The organism is Rhodococcus sp. C3V (assembly GCF_029269915.1).
Lineage (GTDB): Bacteria > Actinomycetota > Actinomycetes > Mycobacteriales > Mycobacteriaceae > Rhodococcus_F > Rhodococcus_F qingshengii.
Map to the genome: position 1 here is coordinate 1 of NZ_JARJBE010000033.1, position 9,876 is coordinate 9,876.

A 9,876-nucleotide genomic window follows, 5' to 3' on the forward strand; every position below is an offset into this window, starting at 1 on the left:
TCTACTGACTACCAACTAAACCGACCTCGTGTTGCGATGACCGGTTGAAACCGCCACTCCGGAGCGGGGGCGTTGCACTATAAAGAGCCTGTGACCAGCGAAGATGACACGTCCCCGGCAGGTAATCCCCTAGGTGGGGCAGAACAGGGAACGCGCCGGCCAATTCTCCTGCGGAAGATCCTCAACTCGAAGACGGGCAGAAGCGTCGGGGTCCGTTTCCAATACGGTCACCCGGAAAAAGCGGTTACCAGCATCATTCGCTGCGATGACGGCCCGTTCACCCACATCGAGATAGCTCGTGCAGGACGTTGCGTCCGTCGTGATCGTGAGCGCGACGTATGACGAGTAGGTGGATTGGTTGGCCAGAAGGAGTGCGCCGTCGAAGAATTCGGCGGACTTTGACTCGTTGATGACTTGTTCTTCTGGGGGGAGTGGAGGTCCTGCCGGTGTCGGCAGAGTCGACGTCGGGGTAGTCATCGGCGGCGGCGTCGTTGTCGTCGTAGTCGGCCGCTCGCTCGTCGTCGCGCTGAACGCGGTTGGTTCATCTGAGTCACTGGGATCGTTTATCAAGCCGACGTACACAGCGACGACAACAAAGATGGTTGCCACGGCGATGCTGGGCCACCTGATCAGGGCTTTGCGTTTGAAGAACGCCAACAAGGCTAGGGAGCCCGCCAGGAGCAGAAGAAGTAAGACGGAATAGCCGACGCCCGTGGACGCCGTCATTGTTGCCAGAGCGATTGAGATTGCAATCCACGCGCCAAACGCGCAAATGGCCCACGCGGTTTGATGTCCGCCGGACGACTCGTTCATTCGGTGTCGGTGTCTTTCGGGCGTCGACGAGTCTTACGCAGATCGGTGCGCGCGCCGCGACCTGGCCGGTTCTCGGCCCACTTCTCGATTTCGGTGCGCTTCCACAACGGTGTGTTGCCGATCTTCTCCACGGGTTTCGGTGCGTGGCCACGGGCGACGTAGGAGTGGAACGTCATGGGTTTGATCTCGTCGCCGGTGAGTTCTTTGAGTAGGTCAACGGACTGTTGGGCAGTGAGGCGGTTCGGGTTTGCCATGTTCTCGCCTTTCGGTTCTCGGGGGCACTGCCGTAGTCGGTGTGCCTGTTCTCTGATGTCAGAGACTTTACATACCTGCATTGCTTTGTAGAAACCATTGGTGGGATCGCCCGGCAGCTTGCGAAGTTGCAACAATGCAAACGTCTATTGTAATGTTGTGTTCGGAAGTTGCGTTACTGGAAAGGGAATCGAATGTTGATGTTCTTCGCTCTCGCTGCACTCGCGGTACTCCTCGTCTGGAAGATCGGCGCACCGGTTGCCCGTTTCGGTGGCGCACTCATGGTGGTCAGCTCGTTGGTGTTCATCGTCGCCGGAGATCCGATCGGATCCCGGTTGGTCGTGCTCGTCGCCGGTGTCGCGCTCTGGCTGGCCGGTCACTTCCTTGCCGCCTACAAGGGGCGATGCTGGCGTTCACGCCTGGCGGAGAACCTCGTCGTCCACACCCCGCTGAGGTACATCGACCCGGTCAACGGCCGGGAGTGCCGCCAGAATCGACGTGAGGCCCGCAACGAGGCCGCTGAGCCGGACCGCGATCCCGGCGACGAGGTGCTGCGACCTCGGGTCGACCACTTCGCCGAGTGGGAACGCGAACTGGACTCCGACTCTGCCCCCGCCCCGGTACAGCCTCGACGCTCCGCAAACAGGCCCACGGCACGCGCGCGATCTGCACGGCCCTCGCGCGGTGTCGTCTACGGCAAGCGCGCCGCCAAGCTCGCGGCCACTGTTGCCACCCGCACCGTCCCAGGTGCCCGCATCGCCCGCTCGGCGCTGCGGTTCCTGCGCTGACTTCAGGGCCACCTCTGCCCAATCTCTGATCGAAAGGACGGACCGCGTATGTCCGTATTGACCATCACTCACACTCCCGAAGACGGCACGCTGATCGACGGCACCGCGAAAGGTGACGGCACCGGTGTCGTGTTGAAGGCCCAGCGTTGGCGTTGGTCCCGAAACATTGGCTTCTGGTACATCCCGCAGTCTCGCGACCGTGCACCCAAGCTCGCCCAGATCCGCGCCACTGCCACCGCGCTGCGCGCTGCCGGGTTCACCGTCGAGCTCGACATCGACGCCAGCTACCGGACCACTTCGGAGGTCGAGGCCGACAAGATCGCCCGTCAGGCCGACCGTGTCGCCGCTCTCGACGCCAAAGCCGATCGCAGAGCTGGTGACGCCGAAACTGCATGGAACGCCGAGCGGGCCGCGTACCGGGCGCTCCCTGAGGGCGGGGAGCCGATCAAGATCGGGCACCACAGCGAGCGGCGACACCGCAACGCGATCGAGAAGGCGTGGAACAAGTTCGGCAAGGCGGTCGAAGCCGAGCGTGAGGCCACCGCAGCTCGTGGCCGTGCCGACGCGGCCTCCACGACCACCGACGCCCGCTACGGGCCGATTACGGTCGCGCGCAGGATCGAGCGGCTGGTCGCTGACATGGCCAAGCTCGAACGCAGCCGGGACGGCTACACCAGGACGCTGTACACCAACCAGCAGACCGGGCAGAAGCAGGTCGAGACCCACGTGGCCGCTACCGGCGCCTATCGCGAACAGTTGCTCGTCGAGATCGACCACCTGGACGACGAGATCACCTATTGGAAGGCGGTCCGCGAGCAGCAGATCGCCGACGGGAAGGTCACTCCGTACAGCCGCGACGTTGTCGTCAAGGGTGACCACGTACGCCACGGGGGTAGTTGGTACGAGGTGGTCAGAGTCAATGCGAAGTCGGTCAGCGTCATGTCCCGCGTGGGCGGAGACTGGACCGATAGGTTGGCGTACAACGCGATTCGCGGTCTGCGCACCAGCAAGAGTGAGCCCGTCACTGTCGTCGACGGGCAGCGTGTCGTCGAATCAGGTGCCGCTTGACCGGTCCTGTCCGTTGCGAAAACCTGCCCTGAACTGGGTAGATGACACGTCCCTTGCAGTAGCCGGCCCCCACTGAGCAGTGATGTCGAGCATCGAGGCAAGCCCTCGGTGCTCGACATTTTCTTTGCGCCGATCATTCCTCGAAAACACGTCTCTACCTGCGTAGATGACACGTCCCCGGGGTGACGGAGGAGAGGTCGGCGCGGCATTCCCGGACTTGCAACTATGCAATACATGTTTGTATAGTTCTGTTTGTCGAAATCATCTGATCGAGGAGCAACAACATGGCTAAAACAACTGTCGCAGAATTGATTACCACCATGATCACCGGCGAAACGATCCGGAAGAACGTCGTCGAAGTTATCGACTTCACGATCGACGATGAGCGCAGAATGCGCCTCGACGTGATCCTCGAAGGCGGGCGGCGGATGAGCGATGTCGATGCACTCGATGTCTTCCCCCGCGTCGCGGCACCTGTCGCCGTCGCGGCCTGAGCCTGACTCGACGTATCCGAACCATCCACTCGCACACAGGAGGTCACCCATGACCGGAACTGCACTCGACACGCGGACAGGATTCACCACCGTCGTCGACGGTGTCGACGCGCTCGTCGTCGGCTACGTCTACAGCTCGCCCGGGCACCCGCGCCCGGGTAGTTTGATTCAGCCGTTCGCCGGTGCGGACGTTCCGGCGGGGGAAGCGAGCGCGGTACCGCTCTACGCCCTCGTCTCGGTGGTCTGGGCAACCCCGGTGACCACGATTGAGAGCGACGGCACCGCCGTGACCAGGAACGTCAAGGGATGGATCGGCACCCCGCAGGGCATCACCTGGTACCTGTATCCCGCCGTCCACAACCCGGCGCTCGGACTCTGCACCCTCGAATCCGATCGCAGCTACTCGGCCAGTGCCGCCGAGGCCGACCTTCCTGGGCCTGTGCAGGACGCCGTACGCGAATGGGGCTTCGGCGGTAGCGGTGGCGTTCCCGCTCGGGTTCAGGTCCACAACTTCCCGCGGTAGACCACCCGGTGGAGTTCGAGAGCTGAATTGGGCGAAGCTGGCCCGTCCTGTCGTCCGTTACCCGAAAGGAACTGCATGTTCACCCTCACCCACGCCTCCAAGCGGGCCGTGCTCGTGGCAGCGGTGACCGGCGTTGCTGCTCTTCTCGCAACGCCCGTCACCGCGAGTGCCGACGCGATTGATTCCGGCGTACTCGTCCGTGTACCTGCCGAATTCGCGCCGTGGATCCACGCCGCTCCCGCCACATGTGTTGCCGCGCAGATCACCCCCGCATTCGTGGCCGCACAACTCGAAGCGGAATCGGACTACGACTCTGGTGCAATCGGGCCGCTGGGTCAGGCGGGCGCGGCTCAGCTCTTCCCTGCTGTCGCCGCCGAGCTGCGCGACGACGACGGGAACGGACTCGCGTCACCCTTCGACATCGGCGACGCCGTTCATGCGCTGGTGCGCATCGACTGCCGTCTCGTCGACGAGCTGACCGCCGCAGGGAAGCCGACCGACCCCGAGACCATCGCGGCGGCATACAGCGCAGGTGTCAGCGACCACATGGACCTGCCCGCAGTACGCGAGTACGCGCGAAGCGTCCTCGACCGCATCTAACGCGGAACTGAATCAGCAGGGCTCCCCTCGTCGGGGAGCCCTGTTGTGCGTTCCGGGCACGCTGGCGCGCCAATCTACGGACGCCGGTCCTCCGCAAATCCGCAGTTCAGAGGATTGCAACATCAAAAGGGTTGTCAATTGACAACCTAGCGGTTACGATTGGGTTGTCAATTAAATAGAGAGGTGCGAAGATTGCCACAGAGATTCAGAGGAATCGACCAGGACACGAAGGTGATCCTGAAGGCACTCGAGAAGGCCGGATTCGAGATCCGCGCCACGAAAGCGGGTCACCCGATGGTCTACAAAGACGGTCAGATGATCACGACGTTCTCGAAGACGGCTAGCGACCGTCGGGCCGTGAAGAACGCACTGGCGCAGATCAAGCGCCAGACCGGGTTCCAGTGGCCGCCACGCTAGTGGGTGCATGAGAAAGGGTCGGGGATGTAGAAGGCATCCCCGACCCGGACTCATTCAACCAAACCTCGCACCGCAACAGAAAGGATCAAGACCAGTGACCGCACAGCCGTACAACGTCGTCGCCGAACTCGACGTACCGTTTGACGAGGAAACCGTCGAGCAGTTGATCGACCCCATTGTCGACTACGGCGGTGCAGTGGGGCGTTCTGAACTCGGCCGCACCGAAGTAGTTTTCACGCTGCCCGCCGACTCCGTCCGCCAGGCCAACACGACCGCGTTGGCGATCCTCGAGCAGTACCCGTCGACGCTGTTGTCGCTGCGCGTACTGACCGCCGCCGACTTCGACCGGCTCACCGAAGCGGCCGAGCTGCCTCCGCTCGTATCCGTCAGCGAGGCCGCAGAAGAGTTGGGCGTAAGTCGTCAGAGCATCTTGAAATCCATCAAGTCGGCCAAGCTCCCGGCTACCCGCGTGGGCGACACCTGGGCCGTTCGGAAGTCGGTCGTACAGGCGCGAGCACGCGATAACGCCAAGAGCGCATAGGGGTCGAATGCGCGAGGTCCGGCCCGCGTCGCGCAATGACGGCTGGACCGGGCTTCCTGAGCCAAAAATGCCTTGACCTGCGCAGACGGCATGTCCCTGGCGTGGGAATTGTCTCCGCGCCGAAAGCGCCGGCGCTTTCTCGGCTTCCGTCTGATCCGGGAACTACTTCCGGGTTGACACTTTGCAAAAGTCTTTTGTATAGTTGTGTCACACCAACGAAGGGAGAAGGACATGGAAAACACCATCGAAGCAGCTCAGGCGCGTTACTTCACGGCCGTCACGGAGGGTGATCACGACGAGTTCGTGTCCGCCAAGGTCGCGCTGGTGGAACTCTCCACCGGCCGCAAGTTGTCCGAGGAGGAAATCGCCTACATCTAAGCGAAAGCGCAAGGGCCCCACCGAAAGCGGTGGGGCCCTTTGCCGTTCCGCCTGCTGAGGGTGCGCCCGAATCACTCCTGTTTCGGCGTCTCTCGCGGGTTGAACTATGCAATGCATCTATGTAAAGTTAGCGATGTTGGAACGACGAAAGGAATCATCCATGACAGTCACCGAGCAGGCATTCGTACATCCCTCCGAGCAGGCTGAAGAGCGCGGAACTCACTACATCGAAGAGGGCGTCCGGGTCTACCTGATGCGCGACCTCAGCGGCACCGACACGTGGGTCGTCGACCCGTCATCCTTCGGTGAGTCGTTGTGCTCGGATTACGAGGATCTGGAGAACGGCAACTGCCTTTGTGGCAAGCCCGACGAATGCGAAGCGATCAAGGGTCGCATGGCGATGGCCAATCTCCCGGACGGTGAAGAGCTGATGCACATGCTCGCGGATTCACTCGGCTACACAGTCACCAAGAGCTGATCCGCACACGTCGGGGCCGTCGCCTGGACGGCCCCGACGTGCTTGCCCACTCGCCCTCGATCGAAGGAAAACCAATGACCAAGACATTCGCTGCCCGGATCGCAGAAATCCGCACCGCCGCCCAGCTCGTCGCGTACGTCAACGCCGACAGCGACGATCTGCCGCGCCCGGAGGTCGATGTGACCGACCCGATCGAATCGCGCGCCGTGCGCGCGCTCAGCGTGGTTCCTGCCCTCATTCCGTACGTCGAGGAGGCTGAGTCGGACGGCAATTTCGAGTCTGCGATCTCCGACCTCGTCGGCGACCTGCGGCACCTTGCCGACCACCTCGGCGTCGACTGGGATGCAGTCGACCGCCGGGCCGCGAAGTATTACCGCGAAGAGTTGGCGCTCACGACCGACGGTTGCCTTGCTGACGCGAACGACGGCCGCACGGCTCCCGCGCTCGAGCTCGTCGTCGTCCGTGATCCCGACGGAGGGACCGAGGTCGATGCATTCCTCGACGGTGAACCGATCATCGGCACCGAGTACACGATCGACGCAGGCGCAGGGGCCGATTGGGACGGCTGGAAGAGCACTCGCGATGAGAACCTGGCTGCCGCATCGCCCAACGTCCGAACTGCGCTGATCGCGGCCTACGACGACCCGCCCGGCGGTCAGTACATCGAGGGCCGCGAAAACGAACCCTGGATCTAGTCGAGCTGGTGATAACAAGCTCTGACCAGGCAGGACGACACGTCCCGATGATCGCCCACGCGGTGAACTCGACGAGATGAACAAGTGTGGACCGGCCCGCAGCAACCGGGCCGGTCCACACGGTCATTGTCGGCCATCGCCGAAATCGTCACTCGCCCGGCTCCGTCTCCACGGAGTCGGGCCATTTTTATGCCTTGACCAGGCAAGACGACACGTCCCGCGTCGGGGTGTCGCGATCGCAGGCGAGGGGAGCGTGCCTACCGCTTGAACTTTGCAAAAGTGTTTTGTAAAGTCGGACGTGTTGAAACGGTGAACTCGCACCGGAAACACCCGCCGAATCTGGTGGAAGAGAAGGGGTTCAGATGACGAACACGGTGACAGCAGTCAAGATCGACGTGAATGGACAGGCGACGATCGTCGAGTTGCAGGCGGACGGGCAGGGGGTCGGCAAGGCGTTCCGTGAGGCGCTGGACTGCCGCAACTTCGACGTCGTGCGTTTGGCTCCCGGACTGGATATGTGGATCGACGACGAGGGGCTGTTCACGGACAACCCGGAAGTCAACCGCGTCGCGACCCGCATTGCCAGGTCCTACGGCCTCCGCTGGCAGCCTTATGTGGGAACGGTGCTGTTCGCCTCCAGTGACCAGGAAGGCGAAACCCACAGCCTCTCGGAGGATCAGGTCGCCGCGCTGGTGAACACCGCCGACTTCGGGGGGTTGCTGGTGCTCGATGCCTCCCGCGACGCCGCCAACGGCACGGAGGTGGTCGCGTAATGCGAACCGTGACAATCGAATGGGTGGAGGTATCCACTCATCAGGCAACGGTGAACGTACCCCCGGACTTCGATCCGGAGCGCGCTGACCTTGCCGACGCTCTCGCGACACTGGACGGATTCGTCGGCGTCGAACGGAGCGAAATCTCGGTGACGGCCCTCGACGCGTTCGATGCCACCGCCGAAACCTTCGCGCCGAGCTGACGCGCAACCCTCCGCGGCACCTCGAGATCGGGACCGGCCCGCAGCAACCGGGCCGGTCACCATCTCGGGCGTCGGAGCTTTAGGCCCTCTGACCGGCGGAAACGACACGTCCCGCGTCCGACGATCCGTCCGCCCTCATTCGCCCGAAGCCCGTGGCAGATCCCGATTTGCAACTATGCAAACGTCTATTGTATAGTTACGGAGCGTTCGGCGATGAGGACCGCGGAGAACAACCCGCCCTCGCCAAGCCCCAATCATCCTGACGGGCAACCGCATAACCGAACCAAACCCATCCGATCACCTCCAGGAGGAAATATGAACACCTACGCTGTCGACATTCAGGCCGCTGCCGCAGTCGCCCCCTTCAATGTCGCCGTCACCGCGCCGGAAGGCTTCGATCAGGCCGTGCGCCGCGCGCTCCGCAAGCTGGAAGACAGCGGCACGTACCGCGTTCTCGCGGTCCGCCCCAACCCTTCCGAGTACGACTCGCACGCGTACGAGGTCGAGGTTCAGGCCACGGCGGGAGTCGAGTTCAAGGACGACGTCTTCACCGTGAACGTCGCCGCGCCCGAAGGATTCGACCAGGCCGAACGCCGCGCGATCCGTAGGGCCGTGCAGCGTGCCGCTGAATGGAATGCAGAGAACGCCGGTGCGAACCAGCCGCACCGTCCGGAGAGCAAGAGCGAATACCGGGTTGTGTCGATCGGTTTGACCGTCTGAGCGAAAAGGTCCGGCCCGCAGCAACCGGGCCGGACCTCTCCAGTTTGTGTGGTCCAGAAAGGCCCCTCACCGCACGGTGAGGGGCCTTTTCGGGTTTCTGTGGGGGGTTGGGTCCGGTTATTGGTGGTGGATGAGGTCTGGGAGGGTCTGGGCCCATTCGACGTAATGAACGGCGTGCGTGGCGGCTCGGCTTATGGTGCGTAGGTGATGGCATGCGGGGGAGCGACGCGGTGGTGTCGGTGGGTGCTGCTCGGTGTGGGGTTGGTGTTGGTGGTGGGGGCGTTCGGTGCTTTCGCGTTCCTGGGGGTGGGGCGGTCTTCGTATGAGCTGTGTGCAGCCGATTCGGCTGTGGCGTTGGAGAGTGCGTCGAGGGTGTGGCTGCCGGTTGTCGGGTCCTCGTGTACGTATGCGCCGTCCGACGACGTGCGCGAGGGGCGGGTGGTGTTCGACGGTGCGGCGTCGGTGTTCGCTGTCGTCGGGTGGGTGTTGATTGGTGCGGCGTTCTATTCGCGGCGGCGACAACCGCCGTCTGAATCCGAGTGGTCGATGCCGGTTGATCGGGGGTAGCGGCATGTTCTCCTCGCAGTGGGCCAGGTGGGTGCTTCGTGTCGTTTTGGGGGTGGTGTGTGTTCTCACGCTGGTTACCTGCGCTTTCGTGCTGTTCTCTGATCGGTTTGTGCCGTCGTGGCTTCCGTGGGTGGAGACCGTTGTGATTGTGGGGTTGATGGCGGTGTTGGCGTATGGGGAGCGGCGGGTTTCGCGTTCGCGTTGAGTGGGGCGGCGGCGTCGGGGTGTGCTGGTGTGCTCGTTTTGTGGTGTTGACCTGCGGTGATGACACGTCCCCTGGTTGGCGTGGGGTGGTGGATGTCGGCGAGGGGTGTGTTTGGTTGGTGTGGGTGGGTTCGGTGTTGGTGTTTTAGGGTTTGACCTGCGGTGATGACATGTCCCTGGGGTGGTTGTTGGGGGTGTGTGGGGCGCCGGCGGTTTTGGGTGCAGGCGGGGGCCGGCGGGGTGTTTGTGTTGGGTGGTGTGGGGGAGTGGTGTCGGGTCGTGTGGGGCTCGTTTTGAGGCTCGTTTAGGTGTTTTTGAATGTTGTTGTGTGTCAGTGGGTTTCGGTATTCGGTTGGTGTTGG

16 protein-coding genes are annotated in these 9,876 nt (G+C 62.9%); 14 read left to right on the top strand and 2 right to left on the bottom strand.

What is annotated here, in order from left to right:
* Positions 1-129: 129 nt before the first annotated feature.
* Together P3G66_RS31405 and P3G66_RS31410 are read right to left on the bottom strand one after the other, a co-directional pair.
* Positions 130-726, bottom strand: a complete 597-nt coding sequence (locus P3G66_RS31405; protein ID WP_276117840.1) for a hypothetical protein — start codon at positions 724-726, stop codon at positions 130-132.
* Between the two features lie 83 nt (positions 727-809).
* On the bottom strand, positions 810-1,067 hold the full coding sequence (locus P3G66_RS31410) for a transcriptional regulator (protein WP_276117841.1): 258 nt from the start codon (positions 1,065-1,067) through the stop codon (positions 810-812).
* A gap of 192 nt (positions 1,068-1,259) precedes the next feature.
* Between P3G66_RS31410 and P3G66_RS31415 the strand changes: the two genes are divergently transcribed.
* From P3G66_RS31415 to P3G66_RS31480, 14 genes are all read left to right on the top strand, one after another.
* Positions 1,260-1,853: a hypothetical protein gene (locus P3G66_RS31415; RefSeq protein ID WP_276117842.1), complete on the top strand. Its 594-nt coding sequence runs from the start codon at positions 1,260-1,262 to the stop codon at positions 1,851-1,853.
* A gap of 48 nt (positions 1,854-1,901) precedes the next feature.
* Positions 1,902-2,921 carry a DUF3560 domain-containing protein gene (locus P3G66_RS31420; protein ID WP_276117843.1) on the top strand — a complete coding sequence of 340 codons (1,020 nt, stop codon included), beginning with the start codon at positions 1,902-1,904 and terminating at the stop codon, positions 2,919-2,921.
* A gap of 284 nt (positions 2,922-3,205) precedes the next feature.
* Positions 3,206-3,415 (top strand): hypothetical protein, encoded by a 210-nt coding sequence (locus P3G66_RS31425; protein WP_276117844.1) that lies wholly within the window; start codon positions 3,206-3,208, stop codon positions 3,413-3,415.
* A 49-nt stretch (positions 3,416-3,464) separates the two neighbouring features.
* On the top strand, positions 3,465-3,938 hold the full coding sequence (locus tag P3G66_RS31430; protein WP_276117845.1) for a hypothetical protein: 474 nt from the start codon (positions 3,465-3,467) through the stop codon (positions 3,936-3,938).
* 75 nt (positions 3,939-4,013) lie between these two features.
* The gene (locus P3G66_RS31435) at positions 4,014-4,538 is read left to right on the top strand and encodes a hypothetical protein (protein WP_276117846.1); all 525 of its coding nucleotides are present in this window, start codon (positions 4,014-4,016) and stop codon (positions 4,536-4,538) included.
* Positions 4,539-4,769: 231 nt separating this feature from the next.
* Positions 4,770-4,955, top strand: coding sequence for a hypothetical protein (locus P3G66_RS31440; RefSeq protein WP_076949232.1), 186 nt, complete (start codon positions 4,770-4,772; stop codon positions 4,953-4,955).
* A gap of 94 nt (positions 4,956-5,049) precedes the next feature.
* A complete protein-coding gene (locus P3G66_RS31445; protein WP_076949233.1) occupies positions 5,050-5,496 on the top strand; it encodes a helix-turn-helix domain-containing protein in 447 nt (148 codons plus the stop codon).
* 231 nt (positions 5,497-5,727) lie between these two features.
* Complete coding sequence (locus P3G66_RS31450) at positions 5,728-5,874, top strand: hypothetical protein (protein ID WP_179090828.1); 147 nt, start codon at positions 5,728-5,730, stop codon at positions 5,872-5,874.
* Positions 5,875-6,034: 160 nt separating this feature from the next.
* Positions 6,035-6,352, top strand: coding sequence for a hypothetical protein (locus P3G66_RS31455; RefSeq protein ID WP_276117847.1), 318 nt, complete (start codon positions 6,035-6,037; stop codon positions 6,350-6,352).
* A 74-nt stretch (positions 6,353-6,426) separates the two neighbouring features.
* The gene (locus tag P3G66_RS31460) at positions 6,427-7,047 is read left to right on the top strand and encodes a hypothetical protein (RefSeq protein WP_276117848.1); all 621 of its coding nucleotides are present in this window, start codon (positions 6,427-6,429) and stop codon (positions 7,045-7,047) included.
* A gap of 362 nt (positions 7,048-7,409) precedes the next feature.
* Positions 7,410-7,820, top strand: coding sequence for a DUF3846 domain-containing protein (locus P3G66_RS31465; protein WP_076949234.1), 411 nt, complete (start codon positions 7,410-7,412; stop codon positions 7,818-7,820).
* Positions 7,820-8,023, top strand: a complete 204-nt coding sequence (locus tag P3G66_RS31470) for a hypothetical protein (protein ID WP_076949235.1) — start codon at positions 7,820-7,822, stop codon at positions 8,021-8,023. The genes P3G66_RS31465 and P3G66_RS31470 overlap by 1 nt, the downstream gene beginning before the upstream one ends.
* Positions 8,024-8,338: 315 nt before the next feature.
* Positions 8,339-8,743 (top strand): hypothetical protein, encoded by a 405-nt coding sequence (locus P3G66_RS31475; protein ID WP_276117849.1) that lies wholly within the window; start codon positions 8,339-8,341, stop codon positions 8,741-8,743.
* Positions 8,744-8,947: 204 nt separating this feature from the next.
* The gene (locus P3G66_RS31480) at positions 8,948-9,310 is read left to right on the top strand and encodes a hypothetical protein (protein WP_276117850.1); all 363 of its coding nucleotides are present in this window, start codon (positions 8,948-8,950) and stop codon (positions 9,308-9,310) included.
* Positions 9,311-9,876: the final 566 nt, after the last annotated feature.